This window comes from Streptomyces piniterrae (assembly GCF_005048155.1).
Classification (GTDB): domain Bacteria; phylum Actinomycetota; class Actinomycetes; order Streptomycetales; family Streptomycetaceae; genus Streptomyces; species Streptomyces piniterrae.
This window is the reverse complement of the sequence record NZ_SUMB01000006.1, coordinates 275,160-297,894: the sequence shown is the minus strand read 5'-3', so window position 1 is coordinate 297,894 and position 22,735 is coordinate 275,160. Positions and strand designations below refer to the sequence as shown.

At 71.6% G+C, this 22,735-nt stretch carries 18 protein-coding genes; 4 read left to right on the top strand and 14 right to left on the bottom strand.

Annotated features, from left to right (window positions below):
* The first annotated feature begins 33 nt into the window (after positions 1-33).
* Together FCH28_RS19860 and FCH28_RS19855 are read left to right on the top strand one after the other, a co-directional pair.
* Positions 34-993 (top strand): D-2-hydroxyacid dehydrogenase family protein, encoded by a 960-nt coding sequence (locus tag FCH28_RS19860; RefSeq protein WP_136741393.1) that lies wholly within the window; start codon positions 34-36, stop codon positions 991-993.
* 234 nt (positions 994-1,227) lie between these two features.
* Positions 1,228-1,482 (top strand): hypothetical protein, encoded by a 255-nt coding sequence (locus FCH28_RS19855; RefSeq protein ID WP_136741392.1) that lies wholly within the window; start codon positions 1,228-1,230, stop codon positions 1,480-1,482.
* 55 nt (positions 1,483-1,537) lie between these two features.
* On the opposite strand, the gene FCH28_RS19850 is transcribed toward FCH28_RS19855, so the two are convergent.
* The 6 genes from FCH28_RS19850 to FCH28_RS38180 form a co-directional block, all read right to left on the bottom strand.
* Complete coding sequence (locus FCH28_RS19850) at positions 1,538-4,831, bottom strand: ATP-binding protein (RefSeq protein ID WP_136741391.1); 3,294 nt, start codon at positions 4,829-4,831, stop codon at positions 1,538-1,540.
* A 188-nt stretch (positions 4,832-5,019) separates the two neighbouring features.
* Complete coding sequence (locus FCH28_RS19845) at positions 5,020-5,475, bottom strand: hypothetical protein (protein ID WP_136741390.1); 456 nt, start codon at positions 5,473-5,475, stop codon at positions 5,020-5,022.
* Between the two features lie 336 nt (positions 5,476-5,811).
* Positions 5,812-8,481, bottom strand: coding sequence for a bifunctional FO biosynthesis protein CofGH (locus FCH28_RS19840; protein WP_136741389.1), 2,670 nt, complete (start codon positions 8,479-8,481; stop codon positions 5,812-5,814).
* Positions 8,482-8,652: 171 nt separating this feature from the next.
* Positions 8,653-9,054, bottom strand: a complete 402-nt coding sequence (locus FCH28_RS19835; protein ID WP_136741388.1) for a VOC family protein — start codon at positions 9,052-9,054, stop codon at positions 8,653-8,655.
* 216 nt (positions 9,055-9,270) lie between these two features.
* On the bottom strand, positions 9,271-10,095 hold the full coding sequence (locus tag FCH28_RS19830) for a TIGR03619 family F420-dependent LLM class oxidoreductase (protein WP_136741387.1): 825 nt from the start codon (positions 10,093-10,095) through the stop codon (positions 9,271-9,273).
* 105 nt (positions 10,096-10,200) lie between these two features.
* Positions 10,201-10,347: a hypothetical protein gene (locus FCH28_RS38180; protein ID WP_169314206.1), complete on the bottom strand. Its 147-nt coding sequence runs from the start codon at positions 10,345-10,347 to the stop codon at positions 10,201-10,203.
* 24 nt (positions 10,348-10,371) lie between these two features.
* On the opposite strand from FCH28_RS38180, the gene FCH28_RS19825 reads away from it, so the two are divergent.
* Positions 10,372-11,922 carry a CehA/McbA family metallohydrolase gene (locus FCH28_RS19825; protein ID WP_187363873.1) on the top strand — a complete coding sequence of 517 codons (1,551 nt, stop codon included), beginning with the start codon at positions 10,372-10,374 and terminating at the stop codon, positions 11,920-11,922.
* Between the two features lie 80 nt (positions 11,923-12,002).
* Here the strand turns inward: FCH28_RS19825 and FCH28_RS19820 are convergent, their stop codons facing one another.
* The 5 genes from FCH28_RS19820 to FCH28_RS19800 all read right to left on the bottom strand — a co-directional run bounded on the left by FCH28_RS19820 (position 12,003) and on the right by FCH28_RS19800 (position 18,539).
* A complete protein-coding gene (locus tag FCH28_RS19820; RefSeq protein WP_136741510.1) occupies positions 12,003-13,457 on the bottom strand; it encodes an aldehyde dehydrogenase family protein in 1,455 nt (484 codons plus the stop codon).
* Between the two features lie 112 nt (positions 13,458-13,569).
* Complete coding sequence (locus FCH28_RS19815) at positions 13,570-15,309, bottom strand: N-acyl-D-amino-acid deacylase family protein (protein WP_136741385.1); 1,740 nt, start codon at positions 15,307-15,309, stop codon at positions 13,570-13,572.
* Between the two features lie 93 nt (positions 15,310-15,402).
* Entirely contained in the window at positions 15,403-16,527 is a 1,125-nt protein-coding gene (locus FCH28_RS19810) for an LLM class flavin-dependent oxidoreductase (protein WP_136741384.1), read from the bottom strand.
* A 207-nt stretch (positions 16,528-16,734) separates the two neighbouring features.
* Complete coding sequence (locus tag FCH28_RS19805) at positions 16,735-17,511, bottom strand: SDR family NAD(P)-dependent oxidoreductase (protein ID WP_136741383.1); 777 nt, start codon at positions 17,509-17,511, stop codon at positions 16,735-16,737.
* An 80-nt stretch (positions 17,512-17,591) separates the two neighbouring features.
* Complete coding sequence (locus FCH28_RS19800) at positions 17,592-18,539, bottom strand: LLM class F420-dependent oxidoreductase (RefSeq protein WP_136741382.1); 948 nt, start codon at positions 18,537-18,539, stop codon at positions 17,592-17,594.
* Positions 18,540-18,788: 249 nt separating this feature from the next.
* Here FCH28_RS19800 and FCH28_RS19795 point away from each other — a divergent pair, with 249 nt between their 5' ends.
* Positions 18,789-20,066, top strand: coding sequence for an aspartate aminotransferase type Ic (locus FCH28_RS19795; protein ID WP_136741381.1), 1,278 nt, complete (start codon positions 18,789-18,791; stop codon positions 20,064-20,066).
* Between the two features lie 63 nt (positions 20,067-20,129).
* Here the strand turns inward: FCH28_RS19795 and FCH28_RS19790 are convergent, their stop codons facing one another.
* From FCH28_RS19790 to FCH28_RS19780, 3 genes are all read right to left on the bottom strand, one after another.
* Positions 20,130-20,789 carry an NADPH-dependent FMN reductase gene (locus FCH28_RS19790; RefSeq protein ID WP_136741380.1) on the bottom strand — a complete coding sequence of 220 codons (660 nt, stop codon included), beginning with the start codon at positions 20,787-20,789 and terminating at the stop codon, positions 20,130-20,132.
* A 121-nt stretch (positions 20,790-20,910) separates the two neighbouring features.
* On the bottom strand, positions 20,911-21,339 hold the full coding sequence (locus FCH28_RS19785) for a hypothetical protein (protein WP_136741379.1): 429 nt from the start codon (positions 21,337-21,339) through the stop codon (positions 20,911-20,913).
* Between the two features lie 130 nt (positions 21,340-21,469).
* A complete protein-coding gene (locus tag FCH28_RS19780; RefSeq protein WP_136741378.1) occupies positions 21,470-22,711 on the bottom strand; it encodes an amidohydrolase family protein in 1,242 nt (413 codons plus the stop codon).
* Positions 22,712-22,735: the final 24 nt, after the last annotated feature.

Sequence of the window (22,735 nt, the reverse complement as noted above, 5' to 3'; positions counted from 1 at the left end):
CACCTCTTCGTCACCTCTTCGGGAGAACCAACGATGACCCCGCGCTGTGCCGTACTCGACGACTACCAGGACGTCGCCCTCTCCATGGCCGACTGGTCGGCCCTCGCCGGAGCCGTGGACGTCCGTACGCTGCACCGGCCGTTCCGCTCCGAGGACGAGGTCGTCGAAGCGATCGGAGACTGCGAGATCGTCGTCGCGATGCGCGAGCGCACCCCGTTTCCCGCCTCGCTGCTCGCCCGGCTGCCCCGCCTCCGACTCCTGATCACCTCCGGAATGCGCAATGCGTCCATCGACCTCGAAGCCGCCGCACGGCAGGGCGTCACCGTCTGCGGTACGGCCAGCAACACCGAACCGCCGGTCGAGCTGACCTGGGCGCTGATTCTCGGCCTGGCCCGCAACATCGCCCCCGAGAGCACCGCGATGCGTACCAACGGGCCCTGGCAGAGCACCCTCGGCGCCGATCTGCACGGCCGGCGGCTCGGGCTGCTGGGCCTGGGCAAGATCGGTTCCCGGGTCGCCCGGGTCGGCCTGGCCTTCGGCATGGACGTCGTCGCCTGGAGCCGGAACCTGACCGCCGAACGCGCCGCCGAGGTCGGCGTGCGCGCGACAGCCACCAAGGAGGAACTGCTGGAGAGCAGCGACTTCGTCTCCGTGCACCTCGTCCTGGGCGACCGCACCCGCGGTCTGATCGGCGCCGGGGAACTCCGCCGGATGCGACCCACCGGCTACCTCGTCAACACCTCCCGCGCCGCCATCGTCGATCGGTCCGCGCTGCTCCAGGCGCTGCGCGAGAACTGGATCGCCGGCGCCGGCCTGGACGTCTTCGACCACGAGCCGCTCCCCGCCGACGACCCGCTGCGCACCCTCCCCAACGTCCTCGCAGTCCCCCACCTCGGCTATGTCACCCGCCGCAACTACGAGGGCTACTTCCAGCAGGCCGTCGAGAACATCACCGCGTACCTGGCGGGCAGCCCGGTGCGGCGACTCGGCTGAGGGGGCGCCACTCCTTTTTCGGTGGGCCCCCTCCCCCCTCCCCCTCCCCCTCCGCCCCCACCCCTGTCCCTGACCTTGCCCGTGCCCGAGTCCTTGGCCTCGCCCCCGTTCCCCGCGCCCGTTCCCCGTCCCCGGCCTCGCCCTGGTCGGGCACCGGCGTCGCGCCTCCCCTGGCTCACCGGCGCACTCACCCGTTCGATACTGGCGAGGCCGTCCGCTGGGCATGCTCTCCCCATGTCCGAGTACGAGTGGGATCGCACCACCATGGCCGTTGTCGCCTCCGCGCTCTCCGGCGACAGCGACGGCGCGGTGGAACTCCTCCGGCCGCTCCCCCAGCGCGACGTCTGCCATATCGCCGTACGGCTGGCCGCCATGGCCGCCGACGCGCTGATCGTCGCCGCCCAGGACACCGGAGGCGACCGCGAGGAGGCCCTGTCCCAGTGGCAGCAGTGCATCCTGCAGCACGAGACGGAGCACGGCGGGGAGTGAGCCGCGGTCGGGCGGTAGGGCGGTCGGGCGGTCGGCAGGCGCGTATGGGCGGTTGTCAGCCGGTGCCGTCTGCGGCCGAGGCCGCCATCCTGCGTATCAGCCCGTCCCGTATCGCGGCCAGCCGTTCGGTGTCCGCGCCCGGCAGCCGGACGAGGTCGCGTACCCCCAGCTCGGAGTCGGCGACGGCCTCCCACGGACCGTCGTCCAGCAGCTCCGCCGCCATCGCCGCTGCGCCCGACCAGTCGCCCAGCGCGCACCGGCTGACGACGGCGACAGCGGCCGCGCCTATCGGCTCGAGCGGCCCGAGCGGCTCGTCGGGGTCGTTTACGGGGCGGGCCGCAGCCTCCCCGTCACGGGCCGCCTCCGCCCGGAGCGCCCGCCAATCGCTCGCTGCCGCGTGCACGCCCGCGCGGGCGCTGACCAGCATCGCCGCCTCGTACCGAACGATCCGCCCGACCGCGGCCCCGTCGCCGGAGCCCTGCCGACCTGCGCGATCGAGCGCGTCACGTGCCGCGTCGAGGTCGCTCGCACGTCGCAGGCAGCCCGCCTTGAGAGCCAACAGGCAGGCATCCGCCGGATCGTCCCCGAGGGCACGGTCGAAGTCGGCCAGGGCGCGGTCCCCGTCACCTCGTAGGAGATGCGCCTTGCCGCGCCGGGTCAGCATGCGGCCGGGGTCCGCTCCGAGATCGAGGGCCCGGTCGAAGTCCGCGAGGGCTTCCGTCAGCCGGCCCGTGCGGAGGTTGATCTCCCCCCGTGTGGCCACGGCGCTGTGGGAGTCCGGGAGGAGACGGATCGCGGCGGAAAGTTCCGTACGGGCGTCCGTGGTGCGTCCCCTGATCGTCAGGAGCCGGCCGCGCTGCTCGCGCGCCAGGCCGTCCGCGGGAGCGAGGACGAGCGAACGGTCCAGTGCGGCCAGCGCCTCCTCCTGCCGCCCCAGGGAGATCAGGATCTCGCCACGGGCGGTATGGGCGAAGGCGTACTCGGGATCGGCGGCAATGGCCCGGTCGGCCTCCGCCAGGGCCTGGTCGTAGCGCCGCATCTCCATGGCGGTGCGGCACCGCTCCATCCACACCCAGGGGCTGTCCGGCTGGAGTTCGGCCGCGCGGCCAAGGGCGGCGAGGGCTTCCTCGTACCGGCCCAGGACGCGCAGGGTGATGCCTCGGCGGGCGTGCGCCCAGACATAAGCGGGGTTGACCGCCAGGGCCCGGTCGAACTCCGCCAGGGCGAGTTCGTGCCGCCCCATATCGCGGTAGGCGGCGCCTCGTTCGGCCATCGCCCAGGCGTACTCCGGGTTGATCTCGATGGCGCGCTCCAGGCCCGCGAGCGCTTCCCCGTGGCGGCCGAGGCGGCGCAGGCAGACGGCGCGGCTGGCGATGCTGAAGGCGTGGCCGGGATCGAGGTCCAGGGCCCGGTCGAATTCGGGCAGCGCCTGTTCGTAGTTGCCCATGAGGCGGTGGGCCTCGCCGAGTTGGGAGGCGGCATCCACCGAGTCCGGGGCGATCTCCAGGGCGCGGGTGTAATCCTCCGCCGCCCGCTCGAAAGACCGCAGGTAGCGGTGGGTCAGGCCGCGGCCGATCAGCGCGCGGGCGTTGCGCGGCTCCAGTTCCAGGCAGCGGTCGAAGTCGGCGAAGGCCTGGGGCCAGGCTTCGGCCTGGCGGTGTTCGCGGCCACGTACGCGGTGGATGCGCGCCTGTCGGGCCGTGTCGAGGCCGGGTTGGGCGAGCAGTGCGGTGAGGACCTCGGTCAGGCCGCCGCCGTCCTCGGTGAGCGCGGCCGAGAGCCGGTCGCCCCAGTCGCCGACCTCCGGCGCGTCGGCGTCCGCACCGGCCTGCCGGATGGTCTCGGCCACTCTGCGGACGGCGGGCCTGGCGCGGTCGGCCGCGTCCAGGACGTCGGACAACGCCTCGGCCAGTGACGGGCGGGGGTCCGCGCAGAGGGAGTGGTAGATCTCCTGGAGCCGGTGTTCCAGCCGTCGTTCGTCGGTCCACAGGTCGGCGGAACGAGCGCCGTCGGGGCCCGCGGCAGCCGCCTCCCCGAGCCGTTGCCGGGCCGCCTCGGCGAGGTCACGGTGCCGGGCCGACCAGGTGTGTGGTGATCTGCGCCGCTGGAGCCGCAGCATCGCCGTGCGCACCACCTCGTGGTACTGCCGGCGTCCCGCGCGGTCGGCGACGAACGGCAGTCCGCACAGCCAGCCGTAGTGTTCGGCGGCGGACGCGTCGACCGCGGCGCGGAAGACGTCCTCGTCCAGATGGCGCGGCAGGGCGGCCGCCAGCGCCGCCTCTCGGCGTACCGGATCGGTCTCCCATTTCAGGAACCGTTCGACGGCGGTGTCGCTGGGGTCGTCCACCTCTTCGACGGCCTGCGGGCGGTTCTCGGCGAGGGTGGAGACCAGCACCGGCAGGCCGCCGGACAGCCGCATGATCACCTCGACGACGCGCTCATCGGTGATTCCCCTGGTGGCCAGCAACTGCCGCGCCTCGGTCTCGGTGAAGGCGTCCAGCGGCAGATCCGCCACACAGTCCAGGTAGTCGGCCCAGCAGCGGCGGTCCAGCGCGGTCTGGCCGGCCAGGGTCACCACCACATTGGGTGCCAGCGGCCCGTAACGGTCGCTGACGAGGACATCGCGCAGCCAGATGTCCAGCAACGGCCCGGTCCGCTCGTAGGTGTCGAAGAAGAGCGCCAGCCAGGGCACTTCGTCCGCGGCGGCATTCACCTCACGGACGAACACCGGGGTCAGGGCCTGGAGCGGGGACATCACCAGCTGAACGTCGTCGTGGTTGCGCAGCCGGGCGCTGAGGAGCCCGCGCAGCCGGTCGGCGCCGCGCGCCACATGGGCGGGGTCCAGCGCTCCGGTGACGGCGCCGGCGCCGGGGAGCAGCACTCCGAGGCCCGCGAGCCCGGCCTGGGCGGCGATCATGCTGCCGGGCGAGGGGGCCGGGCCCCGGGGGTCGGCGGGGTCGCCCGGACCATCCGCCGCGGCCGCCGCCTCGACCTCGTGCCGGCGCTCCCGGTAGGTGGCGAGCAGCTTGTCGAAGGCCTTCAAGGGGCGGCCCTGGGCGGCCAGTTGGCCGCTGATGACAGCCATGGCCTCCGGCACACCGTGCACCGCTTCGTCGACGTACGCGGTCGGCGCGCCGTGCTCGCGCGCCGCCTCGGCGAACTGCCGGACCAGGGAGGTTTTGCCGACGCCCGCTTGTCCGTGCACATGGAACAGGAACTGGTGTGCCGGGTCCTCCACGACCCGCGAGAGGTTGTCGCGGAACGCGGCGATCTCGGCCCGCCGCCCCACGAATCCCGCACGTCGGCGGAGCCGGATCAGCTCCTGCCGGGAAAGCCTGCCGCGATCCACCGTTTCCACCCCCTCTCGGCGGCCCTCACGGCTCCCTGCCGGGGCGTTCCGCCTGCTCAAGCAGATTAGCCTTCGGCGGAGTTGGCGGCTTGGGCCTGTGGATAACCTGCCCCGGCGCTGGGCGAGCAGACGGATCCACGCGGGTGGCGTTCACGCAGATGGCGTGCGCGCGGATCCGTCGACGGGCGTCAGTCGAGGTCCTCCGAATAGTCGGTCGTGAAGCAACCCTCGACCTCGCCGTCCTCGGTCGTGCTGCCCTCCGGTGCCTTGAAGTTCGGGGTGCAGTTGAGGAACATCAGCCCGGCCTTGAGGAGCGCCCGCCGCTGGTCGTCGCTGCTCGGGTCGATGGCGAAGTCGTCGCCGACCATGAGGTCGTCCTGTTCGTCCTCGTCGGCCTTGACGGCGGTCTGGAACGCCTCCATGTCCTCGATGGTGAGGAAGTCGGGGTCACCGTCGTCGCCCTCCGGGTGCTCGCATTCGCCGCCCCCGTTGACGCCCTTCATGCCCATGGACTGCACCTGCTGGACCTCTTGGGGCGTGGCGATGTCGACATTCCCGCAACCGAGCGCCGACACGAGGAATCGCCCGGCGTCCTCGGGCGAACCCGCGGAGGGCAGACCGCCGCATGCGGAAACCGACGCCAAGGCGAAAACGGTTCCGACGATGGCAAGTGTTCGATGGAAGCGCATGACGTCCCTTTGCAGATGTGGCTCCGAGCCGGGCGCACCGACCTGTTGCGGCGCACCTCGGCCGCGAGGGTGAAGAAAGCCATCTGCTCTCCCCCGTTCCCCCCGCCGTTGACCGGGACATGTTAAGCGGAGCCGCAGGTCGGAGGAGGCACACTTTCAGCGCACGTCAGAGGACATACGTCAGAGCAGGCACGTCGGAGGAGACATGTCAGCGAGGCACGTCGGAGCAGGCACGCCTTCAGGGCCTCGCCCCCGCCGCCCCGAAGGCGCCGGTCATCAACGCGCCGCCCGCTACTCCACCACCGGCAGCAGCTCCGGCAGATGGCCGTCCGAGGCCAGCGCCGCCGACAGTCGTTCCTCCGTGACCTGCCCGTATGTCGTCGTGCGGGGGCGGGCCCTGCGTCCGGCGGCCTCCGCGATGGCGGTCAGGTCCTTGACGGAGCGGTAGGAGCCGTAACTGGAGCCCGCCATACGGGAGATGGTCTCCTCCATCAGGGTGCCGCCCAGGTCGTTGGCGCCCGAGCGCAGCATCTCGGCCGCGCCGTCGGCGCCGAGCTTGACCCAACTGGTCTGGATGTTGGTGATGTGCGGGTGGAGCAGCAGCCGGGCCATGGCCGTCACCGCGCGGTTGTCGCGGGTGGTGGGGCCGGGGCGGGCGATGCCGGCGAGGTAGACGGGGGCGTTGGTGTGGATGAAGGGGAGGGTGACGAACTCGGTGAAGCCGCCAACGTTCTTGGACAGCGCGGACCGCTGGATCTCCGCCAGCAGGCGAAGATGGCCGAGCCAGTGCCGCGGCTGATCGACATGGCCGTACATCATCGTCGAGGACGAGCGAATGCCCAGCTCATGGGCGGTCTTGATGACCTCGACCCAGGTGGCGGCGGGCAGCTTGCCCTTGGTGAGGACCCAGCGGACCTCGTCATCGAGGATCTCGGCGGCCGTGCCGGGGATGGAGTCCAGGCCGGCGGCCTTGGCCTCGGTGAGCCACTCGCGGATGGACAGCCCCGTACGCGTCGCGCCGTTGACGACCTCCATGGGGGAGAAGGCGTGCACATGCATCCCCGGGACGCGTTCCTTGACGGCGCGTGCGATGTCGAAATAGGCCGTGCCGGGCAGGTCGGGGTGGATGCCGCCCTGCATGCAGACCTCCACCGCGCCCACGTCCCACGCCTGTTGGGCGCGGTCGGCGACCTGGGAGAGGGAGAGGGTGTAGGCGTCGGCGTCGGTGCGGCGCTGTGCGAAGGCGCAGAAACGGCAGCCCGTGTAGCAGACGTTGGTGAAGTTGATGTTCCTGGTGACGATGTAGGTGATGTCGTCGCCCACGGTGGCGCGGCGCAGGTCGTCGGCGATCCGGCAGAGCGCGTCCAGGGCCGGGCCGTCGGCGTGCAGCAGGGCCAGCGCCTCGTCGTCGGTGAGTTTCGTGGGGTCGTCGGCGGCCTGCGACAGCGCCTGGCGTACGTCGGCGTCGAGGCGGGACGGCACCATCCCGGGGGCGGCGGCCTCGCGCAGCGCCTCCCAGTCGCCGTAGACCTCGTCGAAGTCGTCGCGGCGGTCGCTCGTGCGCCCCTCGGTGTCGATGGTGCGGTGGAGGTCGGTGCGGCCGGAGCCGGAGGACTCCAGGGAGAAGCCCTCGTCGGGCTCCTGCCAGGGGTGGCCCGCCACCACCGCGTCGGCACGGGCGAGGCCGGTCTCCGGGTCGGCCAGGGCCCGGACGTGCGGCAGCAGGCGCGGGTCCAGCCAGGGCTCGCCGCGCTGGACGAACTCCGGGTAGACGGCGAGGCGTTCCTCGAGCCGGAAGCCGGCGGCGGCGGAGCGCTCGGCGAGTTCCTCGATGTGCGGCCAGGGGCGCTCGGGGTTGACGTGGTCGGGGGTGAGTGGTGAGACGCCGCCCCAGTCGTCGATGCCGGCCCCGATGAGCCGCGCGTACTCGTCGTCCACCAGGTTGGGTGGCGCCTGGAGGCAGCCGGCGGGGCCCATGATGTGCCGGGCGACGGCGACCGTGGCGACCAGTTCGTCCAGTTCCGCGTCCGGCATCCCGCGCATCGCGGTGTCCGGTTTGGCGCGGAAGTTCTGCATGATCAGTTCCTGGATGCCGTGGTAGGCGCGGGAGATGCGGCGGAGCGCGAACAAGGACTCCGCGCGCTCCTCGTATGTCTCCCCGATGCCGATCAGCAGGCCGCTGGTGAACGGGACCGAGCTGCGGCCGGCGTCCTCCAGGACGCGCAGTCGCACGGCGGGCTCCTTGTCCGGTGAGCCGTAGTGCGGGCCGCCGGGCTCGCTCCACAGCCGCTCCGCCGTGGTCTCCAGCATCATGCCCATGGACGGCGCGACCGGCTTGAGTCGCTGGAAGTCCGTCCAGGTCATGGCGCCGGGGTTGAGGTGCGGCAGCAGCCCGGTCTCCTCCAGGATGCGGATCGCCATCGCCCGTACGTACGCGATGGTGTCGTCGTACCCCTCGGCCTCCAGCCACTCGCGTGCCTCGGGCCAGCGGTCCTCGGGGCGGTCCCCCAGGGTGATCAGCGCTTCCTTGCAGCCCATTTCGGCGCCGCGGCGGGCGATGGCCAGGACCTCGTCCGGGGACATGAACATGCCGTGGCCGGCGCGGCGCAGCTTGCCCGGGACGGTGGCGAAGGTGCAGTAGTGGCACTTGTCGCGGCACAGGCGGGTGAGCGGAATGAAGACGCTCTTGGAGTAGGTGATGACCCCGGGGCGGCCGGCGGCTTCCAGGCCCGCGTCCCGCACCCGGGCCGCGGACGCGCACAGGTCGACGAGGTCCTCGCCGCGGGCCTGGAGCAGCACCGCGGCCTCGGTGACGTCCAGTGCCACGCCGTCGCGGGCGCGGCGCAGCGCCCGGCGCATCGCGTTCGCCGTCGGCCCCGCCGGGCGGCCGGCGGCGGCACCGGTCCCCCGGGCGGCGCCTCGGTCGGTTCCCTGGTCAGGTGCCTGCGCGCTGGAAGTCATCCCCCGAGCATACGAGCGCCCGCCGACAGCGCCGCCGCCGGAGAACCGACGACCGGTGTGCGCCTGATCACGCGAGACGGAGGTTCCCTCCGCAGGCGGCGAGTGCTGTTCCCGGCGATCGGGACGGCCCTAGGGAGACGGCAGTACGGAGACGGCGGCACGGAGACGGCGCTACAGACTGGCCAGCAGCTCGTCGGAGTACGTCCGGGTCAGAAACTCCATGTTGTGGCCGTCGGGGTCGTCGACATACAGGCCGCGGCCGCCGTCCTGGGTGTTGATCACCTGCGGCCGGGTGTGCCGGGGGTCCGCCCAGTACGGCAGCTCACGCGCCTGGATACGGGCCAGGATCGCGTCGAACTCCTCCTCCGTCACCAGGAACGCGTAGTGCGTGGGGGCGAATTCCCGCCGGTCCCCGACAAAGTCCGCGAAGTCGAGCGTGACGCCGTTGTCCAACTTGAGCGCGGCGAACGGGCCGTACGCCTTGGGCTCGGGCGCGTCCAGAAGGCCGGCCAGGAAGCGTGCGGAGGCGAAACGGTCGGTGCTGTGCACGATCGTGTGGTCGAGTCGGGGCATGGGGGTTCTCCTTGGACCGTTGATCTGCGGATGGTGCTCGCATGGCCCGCGGACCTGCGGAACTACGCAACCGCCGAGCCACGGGGCCACGGAACCACGGAGCCTTCCCTTACGACGCTACGTCCGGTCGGAGAGGCCCGTATCGGTCTGCGGTACCGAACCCTCCGGATGGCCGTACGTCGGTGGTCCTAGGCGTTCGTCCTACGCCGCGCCGCGTCACAGGTACTGCGCGAAGTCGTCCAACGTCCGCAGCACCTCCGCTTCCCCGGCCGCCGGCAGTTGCAGCACCACCTCCGGGAGGCCCAGCTCCCGGTAGTGCGCCAGTTTCCCGGGCGACGGGCGCACCGCGTACGGCACCACCAGCGGCTCGCCCGCACGCCCGGCGTCCGCCCACGCCCGGCGCAGCACCGGAAGGGTCTCGGCCAGCCCTCGCCCGCCGATCGGCAGCCAGCCGTCCGCGTACTCGGCGATCTGCCCGAAGAGCCTGGGCCCGGCGGCACCGCCGATCAGGGTGCGCGGCGCGCCGTGCACCGGCTTCGGGAACGCGTAGGAGGCACGTACGGATGCGAACTCGCCTTTGTAGGCGGTGGGTTCCGCGGCCCACAGGGCCCGCATCAGCGCCACCCGGTCACGCGTCAGCTCGCGTCGTGTCGACCATTCCACCCCGTGGTCGGCGGCTTCCTCGACGTTCCAGCCGAAGCCGACACCGAAGGTGAGGCGGCCGCCGGAGAGGTGGTCGAGCGTCGCGATCTGCTTGGCGAGGCCGATCGGGTCGTGCTGGGCGACGAGGGTGATGCCGGTGCCGAGGCCGAGCCGTTCGGTGACGGCGGCGGCCTGGCCGAGTGCGACGAACGGATCGAGGGTGCGGCCGTATTCGCGGGGCAGCGGCTCGCCCATGGGGGCCGGGGTGTCGCGGCTGGCCGGGATATGTGTGTGCTCGGGGAGATAGAGCCCGTCGAACCCGCGTTGTTCCAGCTCACGGGCGAGCCGGACCGGCCGGATCGTCTCGTCGGTCAGGAAGATCGTGGTCGCGATCCGCATGCTGGGCACCTCCGCGTCAGGCGTGTGGGTGACCGCATGTTGCCCTACCGTCCGACGGTTATCCACAGGCCTTTCCCTCCGCGTCACACCCGCGTACAACAGTTTTCACACGGCGACATGAGCCGATGCCACGGCGACATACGCCGGCGACATGGCGACATGGGCTGATGACGCGGCGACCCGACCATCCGCCGCTGACGGCAGGCCGACGGCAGTGCGGACCGCGGTGCGGGCGGCACTGCGGGAGGCCATCCATCCGATGCTTGGGGGGCAGAAATGGACCGGCGCGACGTTCTGAGACTTTCGGCGGTCGCGGGCGCGTCGGGCGCGCTTACGCTCGGAGCTGTGAGCTTCGCCGACGCGGCACCGGCAGCCGGGGGCTCCGGCCCGGAGCCGGCCGGAGGTCCGCCGAGCGGCTCCGGCGGGGGCGAGCAGACCCGCAAGGTCACCGGCCATCTCACGACGGGCGCACCGGACTTCGTCTATCTGCCGGTCGAAGTTCCGCACGGCGTACGGGAGATCGCCGTCGCCTACAGCTACGACAAGCCGGCCGTCCCCCAGGGCACCCCCGGCAACGCCTGCGACATCGGCATCTTCGACGAGCGCGGCACCGAGCTCGGCGGCGCGGGCTTCCGCGGCTGGTCGGGCGGGGCCCGCACGGAGTTCTTCCTGCGCGCCGACGACGCCACCCCCGGCTACCTCCCCGGCCCCGTCAACGCCGGCACCTGGCATATCGCCCTCGGCCCGTACACCGTCGCGCCGCAGGGCCTGACCTACGAGGTCACCATCACCCTCCGCCACGGCCCTCCGGGGCACACCCCGGCGCCCGTCTACCCGCCCGAGCGCGCCCGGGGCCGCGGCCGCGCCTGGTACCGCGGCGACAACCATCTGCACTCCGTCTACTCCGACGGCAAGCGGACACCCGCCGAGATCGCGGCGCTGGCCCGTGCCGCCGGGCTGGACTTCATCACCACCTCCGAGCACAACACGACGTCCGCGCATCGCGCCTGGGACGGCCTGTGGGGCGATGACCTGCTCGTCCTCACCGGCGAGGAGGTCACCACGCGCAACGGCCATGTGGTGGCGATGGGCACCGACCCGGGGGTCTTCATCGACTGGCGCTACCGAGCCCGCGACAACGCCTTCGGCAAGTACGCGCGTGCCATCCGGCGGGCCGGCGGCCTGGTCATCCCGGCGCATCCGCACGCCACCTGCATCGGCTGCAACTGGAAGTTCGGGCTGAACGACGCCGACGCGGTGGAGGTCTGGAACGGGCCGTACACCCCGGATGACGAGGTCACCCTCGCCGAGTGGGACAACACCCTGGTCGCGCACGCCCGCGGCGGCGCCTCCTGGCTGCCGGCCGTCGGCCACAGCGACGCCCACCGCGACCCGGACGTCGTCGGCCACCCGCAGACCGTCGTATGGGCCGATGACCTCTCCCGGCGCGCCATCCAGGACGGCATCCGGGCAGGACGGGTCTGGATCGCCGAGTCGTCGAAGATCGACCTCGCCTTCTCCGTCACCGGCGAACGCGGCGAACACGCCGGCATCGGCGAGCGCCTCGCGGTCGCGCGTACGTCGCAGGTCACCGCCCGGCTGACGGTCTCCGGCGCCCCGGGCTGCGCGGTCTCCTTCGTCACCGACCAGGGCACCGTGTATGCGACGCCGCTGCCGCCGTCCGGCACGGGCACCGTCAGCTGGCAGACGACGCCCGACCACGCCGCCTACATACGCGCCGAGGTCCGCCACCCCGCGACCACGCCGGGACTGCCGGGGCCGATGGCGGCGCTGACGAATCCGGTGTTCCTGGACGGGAGGGACTGAGCGGCGGGCTACGGGAGCCGAGGGGCTTCGCAGAGCCCCCTCGCCCCCGCACTCCCCCGCCCCGTCACCCCGTCACCCCGTCACCCCGGCCAGACGATCGCCTGCAACTCGCTGTAGGCATGCAGCGCGTACGAGCCCACATCGCGCCCGACCCCGCTGCGCTTGAAGCCGCCGAACGGGGCCTCCATGTTCCGGCCGACCGTGTTGACGCCGACCCCGCCGGCCCGCAGCCGTCCCGCGACCCGGAACGCGCGGGCCACATCGCCGGACCAGACGTAGTCCAGCAGCCCGTAGTCGCTGTCGTTGGCCAGCGCGATGCCCTCCTCCTCGTCGTCGAAGGGAACGACCACGACCACCGGTCCGAAGATCTCCTCGCGCACCGCCCGCATCTCGTTCGTGCAGTCCGCGAACAGCGTCGGCGCCACATAGAAGCCGCGCGCCGTCTCCGGCCGCTCGCCCCCGGCGACCAGCCGCGCGCCCTCCTTAGCCGCCAGCTCGACATACGACTCGATACGGTCCCGGTGCGCCGCGGAGATCACCGGGCCGACGACCGTGCCCGGCTCCCTCGGGTCACCGACCGTCAGCCGCGCCGCGTACCGGGCGAGGCCCTCCACCAGCCGCTCGTAGATGCCACGCTGCGCCAGTACGCGGGTCGGCGCGGTGCAGATCTGTCCGCTGTAGAAGGAGAAGGTGGTGCCGATACCGGCCACCGCCGCCGCCGGATCCGCGTCGTCGAAGACCAGCGCAGCGCCCTTGCCGCCCAGCTCCATCAGCTGCCGCTTCATCCCGCGGCCGCACTCCTCGGCGATCTTCTGCCCGACCGCCGTGGAACCGGTGAAGCTGACCATGTCCACGCCGTCCGCCGCCACCGCGGCCGCACCGACGTCGGGCCGCGCGCCGCTGACCACATTGACCACGCCCGGCGGCACCCCGGCCTCGGCCAGCGCCTCGGCCATCCGGTACACCGACAGCGGGTCCTGCGGCGCCGGCTTGACGACGACCGTATTGCCCATCGCCAACGCCGGCGCGATCTTGCCCGCCGGGTTCGCCCAGGGGTTGTTGTACGAGGTGATGCAGGTGACGACGCCCACCGGGCGGCGAACCGCGAGCGCCCCGAGGACGCCCGCCTTCCCTATCGGCCCCGCCTCGTTGATCTGCGGCGGCAGCCCGGTCTCCACCGGCTCCAGCGCGCCGCGCGCGTACCGCTTGAAGCGGGCGACGGACACCCCGACCTGCATACCGCGCGCGGTACCGGTCGTCGCGCCACTCTCCGCCTGCGCCAGCTCCGCGTACCGGACGAACTCCCTGCGCATCACCCCGGCCGCGCGGTCCAGGATGCCGGCCCGTTCCTCGGGTGCAGTGCGCGACCAGCTCTCGAACGCCTCGCGTGCCGCGTCCACCGCCGACTCCACCTGTGCCCGGCTCGCCTCCGGGGCCCGCCCGACGACCTCCTCGGTCGCCGGGTTGATGACGTCGTAGTGTCCGCCGTCCGGCTCCACCCACTCGCCACCGATGAACAGCCGCTCGTCACCCACCACTTGACCACCGCCCGCCTGGCCACCGGCCACCTTCACACCGCCCACCCCCGGCTCCCTCTCACCTTGTACGCCCTCTCACCCCGTACTTCCCCTCACCTCGTACTCGCCCTCACCTCGTGCTCACCGTCTCCGTATCCCGCCCCGACCGCAGCACCGTCCCCGGCACCGCGCCGGTCACCGCGTCCTCCCGGATCGTCTCCACCCCGTTGACCCGTACGCTCACGATCCCGATCGCCTTCGAATCCAGCCGTGGGCTGTCCCCCGGCAGGTCGTGCACCAGCTTCGCGGGCCCGGCGTCGATCCGCTCCGGATCGAAGAGCACCAGGTCGGCGTGGTAGCCCTCGGCGATCCGGCCGCGCCCGCGCAGCCCGAACAGCCGGGCCGGGTCGTCCGTCAGCATCTGTACGGCCCGCTCCAGGCCGACGAGCCGGCGCCCGCGCAGACAGTCCCCGATGAAGCGGGTGGTGTACGGCGCGCCGCACATCCGGTCCAGATGCGCGCCGGCGTCCGAGCCGCCCAACAGGACGTCCTCGTGCTGCCAGGTCTCCTGGCGCAGTGCCCAGCTGTCCGGGTCGTTGTCGGTGGGCATCGGCCACAGCACCGTACGCAGCTCGTCGTTGGCGCAGATCTCGACCAGGCAGTGGAAGGCGTCCTGCCCGCGCTCGGCGGCGATGTCCCGGACCACCCGGCCCGAAAGCCCCGCGTTCGCCGCGGAGTAGGTATCCCCGATCACATACCGCGCGAAGTTCGTCAGCCGCCGGAAGACCCCGGCCTCCTTGCTGTTCGCGCGTCGCAGCATCTCGGCCCGTACGTCGGCGTCCCTCAGTGCGGCGATCCGCTCGGACACCGGCAGGCCGAGGATCTCGCCCCAGCCGGGGATGAGGTTCAGTGCGCAGAAGGTGCCCAGCGACATGTTCATGGGGGTGAGGATCGGCATGGTCAGCGCCACGATCCGGCCGCCGGCCTTCCGCGCCCGCTCGCTGGCGACCAGCTGGCGCGGCACCCGTTCCGGCACGGCCGCGTCAATGGTCAGCACATTCCAGTTCAGCGGCCGGCCGGCGGCCGACGACATCTCCACGAACAGGTCGATCTCATCGTCGTCGAACTGGTCGAGGCAGCCCGCGACGATGGCCTCCAGCTGGGTGCCCTCGTGTTCGGCGACCGCGCGGGAGAGCGCGAGCAGCTCGTCGGGACGTGCGTGCCGCGAGGCGACGGGCCGGCCGTCGCCGTCCGAATGGGTCGAGGACTGGGTCGTGGACAGCCCCCAGGCTCCGGCGTCCATCGCGTCATGGAACAGCCGCAGCATCTCCGTCAGTTGGTCGGGCGAGGGCTGTCCGCCGATCGCCTCCGCGCCCATCACATACCGCCGCAGCGCGCAGTGCCCCACCATGAAGCCGGCGTTGACGGCGATCCGCCCCTCCAGGGCGTCCAGGTACTCGCCGAAGCCGTGCCAGTTCCAGGGCGCGCCCTCTTCCAGCGCGACCAGCGACATCCCCTCGACCTTGCTCATCATCCGCCGGGTGTAGTCGGCGTCCTCGGGCCGGTCGGGGTGCAGCGGGGCCAGGGTGAAGCCGCAGTTGCCGCCGGCGACGGTGGTGACGCCGTGGTTGAGCGACGGGGTGGCGTACGGGTCCCAGAACAGCTGGGCGTCGTAGTGCGTGTGCGGGTCGACGAAGCCGGGCGCGAGGACCAGCCCCTGGGCGTCCTCGCTGGTACGGGCCTCCTCGGTGACCGCCCCCGGCTCGGCGATCACCGCGACCCGGCCGCCCCGTATGCCGACGTCGGCGACGTAGGAAGGCGTGCCCGTGCCGTCCACGACGGTCGCGCTCCTGATCAGGTGGTCGAGCATGGTGCGTGGGTCCCTTCTTCCCTGGGGCTGTTCACGGATACGGGCGGCCGCCGCGCGGGCCGGTCCGCGCCTCACACGGGGGCGGCGTCGCCGTCACTCGCCCGCCGACCGCCGGAAGCGCGTGGTCCGGTGCACCGGATCCGTGTCGATCTTGGGGATGACGTGCTCGCCGATCAGCTTGATCGTGTTCATGGTGTCCTCGTACGGGACGCCGATCGGCAGGCCGAAGGAGAGCTGGTCGGCGCCGGCCTGTTCCCAGCGTTTGCACTGCCGGAGCACCTCGTCCGGGTCGCCGCAGATCATCAGCTCCTCGGCGATCAGCAGCTCGATGATCTCCTCGGTGTACTCGGGCAGCAGCTCGGGCCACTCCGGTATGCCGTCGGGCCGGGGGAAGGTGTCGTGGTAGCGGAACAGCAGCGACTGCAGGTAGTTGAGGCCGCCGCCGACCGCGATCTGCACCGCCTCCTGGTGGGTCTCCGCGCAGATCGCCGTCGACGTCACCATGACGTTGTCGTTGACGAAGTCCCCGACCGCCTCCGCCTCCTTCACGGCCGTCTTGTACGAGTCGACGACCCACTCCATGTCGGAGACCTTCTGCACGCTGAAGCCCAGCACGCCGAGCCCCTTCCTGCCGGCCATCGCGTACGAGGACGGCGACCCGGCGGCGTACCACATCGCCGGGTGCGACGCCCCGTACGGCTTGGGCAGGACCTTGCGCGGCGGCAGCTCCCAGTGCTTGCCCTTGAACCCGGCGTACTCGTCCTGGAGCCACATCTTGGGGAACTCCGCGATGGTCTCCTCCCAGAGTTCCTTGGTGTGGTTCATGTCCGTCACACCCGGCATGAACCCGAGGATCTCGTGGCTGCCCGCGCCCCGCCCGGAGCCGAACTCGAAGCGTCCGCCGGAGAGATGGTCGAGCATGGCCACCTTCTCGGCGACCTTCACCGGGTGGTTGACGGGGGCGAGCGGGTTGAAGATGCCGGAGCCGAGGTGGATGCGCTCGGTGGCGTGCGCGAGGTAGCCGAGGAAGACGTCGTTGGCCGACAGGTGCGAGTACTCCTCCAGGAAGTGGTGCTCGGAGGCCCAGGCGTACTTGAAGCCGGACCTGTCCGCCTGGATGACGTACTCCGTCTCCTCCATCAGCACGTGGTGCTCGGCGAGCGGGTCGGTCTCGGCCCGCTTGCCCACATATCCCTGCACGAAGATCCCGAATTCCAAGGAGGTTCACCATCCCTTGCCGATCCCCTGAGGGGGAGATTCCGACGGCCGGCTGGCCGGAGACGCTTTCCGAGGTCGCCCGACTTCCATTTCTGACACATCGTCAGATCAAGCTGACTGGGCGACTGTTCCACCGAGCCACCCAACCGTCAATACCTGACGCCGCGTCAGACCAAGCGCGGTCCTGTCATCGGCCGGGCGCCGGCCTCAGACGACGCTGACCCCCGCCAGCCACCCGCCGTCGATCACAAAAGGCTGGCCCGTGATGTACGAGGAGTCCTCACTGGAGAGGAACAGCGCGAGCCGCGCCACCTCCTCCGGCCTGCCGATCCGCCCGAGCGGCACGAGCTTGCGGTACAGCTCGTCGAGGGCCTGCGCGGCCTCCTCGGCGTTCGCCGCCGGGTCGAGCTGCGCGGGATTGCTCATGGCGGTGTCGATCGCGCCCGGACACACGGCATTGACCCGGATCTTCTTGGCGGCGAGCTCCAGGGCGGCGACCCTGGTGAGCCCGACGATGGCGTGCTTGGTCGCGGTGTACGCACCCACCCAGGCCATGCCCGTCAGCCCGGCGTACGAGGCGGTGTTCACGATCGTGCCGCCACCGGCCGCCTCGATCTCCGGCGCGACGGTCTTGATGCCGAGGAACACGCCGACCTGGTTGACCTGCAAAACCTGCTGGAACTCGGCAAGGGGCGTGCTCACCAGTTCGTTGAAGCGCAGGATCCCGGCGTTGTTGACCAGCCCGTCGATCCGCCCGTACGCGTGCTTCACCGCGGCGACCGCGGACTGCCAGTCGGACTCCTCGCCGACGTCGAGATGGACGTACAACGCGCCCACCTCCTTGGCCAGCTCCTCCCCCTGGTCGTCCAGTACGTCGGCGATGACGACCTTCGCGCCCTCCGCGGCGAAGAGCCGCGCCTCCTGCTCACCCTGCCCACGCGCCGCGCCGGTGATGAGGACGACGCGTCCGTCCAGCTTGCCCATGCCTGCCTCCTGCTCGTCGAGGTGCGGTGCGGCTTTTCTGGCGCTTGAGGTGCGGCCTTGTTCGGTGCTCGAGATGCGCACTAGCTCTTGAGGTGCGGAGCGACTTCGGCGCCGAACGCCGCCATCTGATCGACGAGTTCCCGCCGGCTCCGGCTCCGGAACCGCACCTGGATCTGGTCCACGCCCATCGCCCGGTACGCGCGCAGCGACTCGGCGATGACATCCGGTTTGCCGGCCAGCGTCCGCCGCCCGACGGACCAGCCGGGCTCGCCCACGTACAGCGGCTCGGCGATCGCCCCGACGGTGATCGGCTCCGCGATGCCGGCCGCCTCCCTGAGCCGCTTGAGCCGCGCGATCTGCGCGGGCAGCCGGTCACGCGGATCGCCCTGCGGCAGCCAGCCGTCTCCCCTGGTCGCGGCCCTGCGGACGGCGGCGGGCGAGGAGCCGCCCACCCAGACGGGGATACGTTCCTGAGCGGGCCGCGGCCGCTGCCCGAGCCCGCTGAACCGGTAGCGCGCACCGTGATGCTCGGGGTACTCGTCGGCCCCGAGTGCGGCCTTCAGCGCGTCCACCGTCTCGTCGAGCACGGCACCCCGCCCCTCGAAATCGACCCCGAGCGCCTCGAACTCCTCCCGCACATGCCCCGCACCGACCCCGAGGATCAGCCGGCCCCCGGAGAGGTGGTCGAGGGTGGCGTACTGCTTGGCGGAGACGAGCGGGTGCCGCAGCCCGACGATGGCGACATGGCTGAGCAGCTTCACCCGCTTCGTGACCCCCGCCAGGAACGAGAGCGTGGCGACGGGGTCGTACCAGACCGTGCTCATCGCCTCCGCGAGCCGCCGCGGTATCGCCACGTGGTCGCAGCTCGCGAGGTAGCCGAACCCGGCGCGGTCCGCGACCCGGGCGACCTCGGCCAGGTCGTCCGGCCCCGCGTCCGCCTCCCATGCCTCCGCGAAGAGGCCGCTCTGCGACTGAACGGGCAACTGCATCCCGTAGACCAGCCGCCCCTGCGGCGAGATCCGCACCATGCCGGGCTCCCTTCAACCGCAACATCACCTGACGGACCGTCACTTATGTCGAGCGCCTCATCGTGATGCCTGACGCACCATCAGGCAAGGGGTGCGACGGACGGCCCCGGGGCGAGGGGGGCGGCCTTCCCGGCCTCCGAGTCGGCCCCGGAGCCGGCCCCCACACCGGTTTGTATCCTCGGCAGTCGCCCCCCGTCGATGCCGTCTCCGTGAACCGGCACCGACGCAGCACTGCCGAGAGGAAGCACCATGACCACCGAGCCGAGCCCCGACCCCGACGCCCCGACCGGGCTCCTCGACCGGGCCCGCCAGGACTACCGGGACCTCGCGGCACGCGGGCTCTCGCTCGACCTCACCCGGGGCAAGCCGGCGCCGGAGCAGCTCGACCTCTCCGCGGACCTGCTCGACCTGCCCGCCGGCCGCCACACCGCCGCCGACGGCACGGACGTACGCAACTACGGCGGACTCCAGGGCCTGCCCGAGCTCCGGGAGATCTTCGCCGAGGCGCTCCAGGTGCCGGTCGAGCAGTTGCTCGCGCTCGGCAACTCCAGCCTTGAGCTGATGCACGACTGCCTGGTGCACGCGCTGCTCGGCATGGTGCCGGGCGCCGAGTCGCGCTGGGTCGACCAGGAGCGCATCGCGTTCCTGTGTCCCGTCCCCGGCTACGACCGCCACTTCGCGCTGTGCGAGCGCTTCGGCATCGAGATGATCCCGGTGCCGATGACCCCCGACGGCCCGGACATGGACGTCGTGGAGCGGCTGGTCGCCGAGAATGCGGCGGTCAAGGGCATCTGGTGCGTACCGAAGTACAGCAACCCGGACGGCGCCTGCTACAGCGACGGGACCGTGGCCCGCCTCGCCGCCATGGCGACCGCCGCCCCCGATTTCCGGATCTTCTGGGACAACGCCTACGCCGTCCACCACCTCACCGACGAGCCCGCCGAGATCGCCGACCTGCTCGCGGCCTGCGCGGCGAACGGCAACCCGGACCGGGCCTTCGTCTTCGGCTCCAGCTCGAAGATCACCATGGCCGGCGCCGGCGTCGCCTTCTTCGGCTCGTCGCCCGCCAACGTGCGGTGGCTGCTCGCCCACAACGCCAAGCGCTCCATCGGCCCCGACAAGGTCAACCAGCTGCGCCACGCCCTCTTCCTGCGCGACGCGGACGGCGTACGGGCCCACATGGACCGCCAACGCGCCGTGCTACAGCCCAAGTTCGAGGCCGTGCAGCGCGTACTGGAGACCGAGCTGGGCGGCACGGGTCTGGCCGCGTGGACGCGGCCCAAGGGCGGCTACTTCGTCACCCTGGAGGTACCGGACGGCTGCGCCAAGGAGGTCGTACGCCGGGCGGCCGAGGCCGGCATCGTGCTGACCCCGGCCGGCGCGACCCACCCGTACGGCGACGACCCGCGCGACGCCACCATCCGGATCGCGCCCAGCTACCCGGGCCTGGCCGATCTGGAGCAGGCGATGCTCGGGCTCACCACGTGCGTACGGCTCGTCGGGTACGAGAAGCGGCCGGCCCACTAGCCGGCACCGGCGCCCCGCCCCGGCCGTCGGGGCGGGGCGGCGCGCCCAGGCACAGCAGGAGGCCTAGTCCTCCGCCCGCTGCGTGACCGGCGCCTCCGTACGGTCGCCGAGGAACTCGTACCACCGGCGCTCCAGGCAGACGTACCGCACATCGGCCTCGACGAGGCTGAGGAAGGCCGAGACGGTTTCGGTGAGACGCTGCTGCAGCCCCGGGTCGGTCAGCTGCCCGTCCGCACTGAAGCCCTGGTGTGCGCTGGCGAGGCTGAACATGTCCGGGTAGACGCGCGTCCCGAGGTGCTCCAGCGGCACCCTCAGCGCCCACAGCCCGCGGTTGCCGCCGACCAGGGACGGGGATGCGGACACCAGCAGCGCGTGCTTGGTCTTGAACGGCTGCGGCTGCACCCGGGAGACCCAGTCGATCGCGTTCTTCAGCACCCCGGGCACGGAGGCGTTGTACTCGGGGGAAGAGATCACAAAGGCGTCGCACCGTTCGAGCCGGTCGCGCAGCGCGAGCGCGCCGACCGGAAGTCCGGCCTCCGCCTCCAGGTCGCCGTCGTACAGGGGCATGTCGAAGTCGTGCATGGTGGCGAGGTCGACGGTGGCACCGGTGTCGCCGATCAGACGCGCCACGAGGGCGGCGAGCCGCCCGTTGGACGATTCGGCCCGCATCGCGGCACCGAAGACGAGCACCCGGAGCGGGCCGGGGTGGGAGTCCGTGGGCATGGGCAACGTCCTTCCGGCGGATGACCGCGCGCCCGGCCTGGGCGCCCTGCCCATCAGTCTGGTCCGGGTGCGGCCACCACGCGATGCGCCGTGGGCCTTCCGGGCGAGTGGGCGCCCCCGGTCATACCCCGGCCGGCGCCCCCACCCGGCTGTGCAGCACTTCCCGCACCCGCGGCATCAGTTCCGGGTCCTTGAGCGTCATCCGGCCTACGTGCAACTGCTGATGCCCGTAGACCACCTTGCTCGGTGTGCTGCTCCCGTCTACCTCCAGCGACCATTCCACCTCTCGGAGGGCCAACGTCCCCGGCTTCGGCACGACGCGGCTGCTCCATCCGGTGCACAGGACCCACTCCGTCGGCTGCGTGGCAAGCCGCGCCGCGAGCTCCATGAGGCGCACATCCGGCACCTCCGGAAGCGGGATGTACCCCACCACCGCATCGACACCGAAATGCCCGGTCGTGGTGTACGCGATCACCCCGTACGACTCCGGCCACAGATGCAGCAGAGGAAAGACCGTCACCCGGCCCACGCCCGTGATCGTCCTGGCCATGGGGTTCCCCCTCAAAGATCGAAACGGCCCCACCGGCCTCCCCAGCCCGGGACCGTCGTCTGTCGTCCGTAATCGATCAACGCGCGCGGACGCCAGGTGTCACGGGCGGGGGCGGATCGCCTCCCGTGGCTCAGCTCCCGGGCCGCGTGGCGGTCCCCGCCTCCCAGAGCCCCTCCGCCGTGAGCCCCAGCAACTCGATCGCGTTCCCGCGGACGATCCGCTCGACCACGTCCGGTGCCAGGTGTCCCATCTGTGACTCCCCGACCTCCCTCGACTTCGGCCAGGTCGAGTCCGAGTGCGGGTAGTCCGTCTCGTAGAGGACGTTGCCGACGCCGATCGCGTCCAGGTTGCGCAGCCCGAAGGCGTCGTCGAAGAAGCAGCCGTAGACATGCTCGGCGAAGAGTTCGGCGGGCGGGCGGAGGACCTTGTCGGCCACGCCGCCCCAGGCCCGGTTCTCCTCCCAGACGACGTTCGCGCGCTCCAGGATGTAGGGGATCCAGCCGATCTGGCCCTCCGCGTACATGATCTTCAGGCGGGGGAAGCGGTCGAACTTGCCGCTCATCAGCCAGTCGACCATCGAGAAGCAGCAGTTGGCGAAGGTGATGGTGGAGCCGACGGCGGGCGGCGCGTCGGCGGAGGTCGAGGGCATCTTCGAGGAGGAGCCGATGTGCATGGCCACGACCGTGCCGGTTTCGTCGCAGGCGCGGAGGAACGGGTCCCAGTAGTCGGTGTGGATGCTCGGCAGGCCCAGGTGTGGCGGGATCTCGCTGAAGCAGACCGCCCGTACGCCGCGGTCCGCGTTGCGCCGCACCTCCGCCGCGGCCAGTTCCGCGTCCCAGAGCGGGATGAGGGCGAGCGGGATCAGGCGGCCCTGCGCCTGTTCCCCGCACCATTCCTCCACCATCCAGTCGTTGTACGCGCGTACGCCCAGCAGCCCCAGTTCGCGGTCCTTGGCCTCGGTGAAGGTCTGGCCGCAGAAGCGCGGGAAGGTGGGGAAGCAGAGCGCGGACTGGACATGGTTGATGTCCATGTCGGCCAGGCGGTCGGGGACGCTGTACGAGCCGGGGCGCATCTGGTCGTAGGTGATGCCTTCGAGCTTGATGTCGTCGCGGGAGTAGCCGACGGCGGTGTCCAGGCGGGTCAGCGGGCGGCTGAGGTCCTCGTAGACCCACCAGTCGGCTATCGGCCCTTCGCCGCCCACGTCACCCATCCTGGGGGCGAACTTCCCGCCCACGAAGGTCATTTCCTTGATGGGCGCCCGGACGATGCGCGGGCCGATGTCGTGGTACTTCGACGGGAGCCGGTCCCGCCAGACGTTGGGGGGTTCCACCGTGTGGTCGTCCACCGAGATGATCTTCGGGAAGCTCTCCATGGACGGTACGGTAGCGAGAATCTG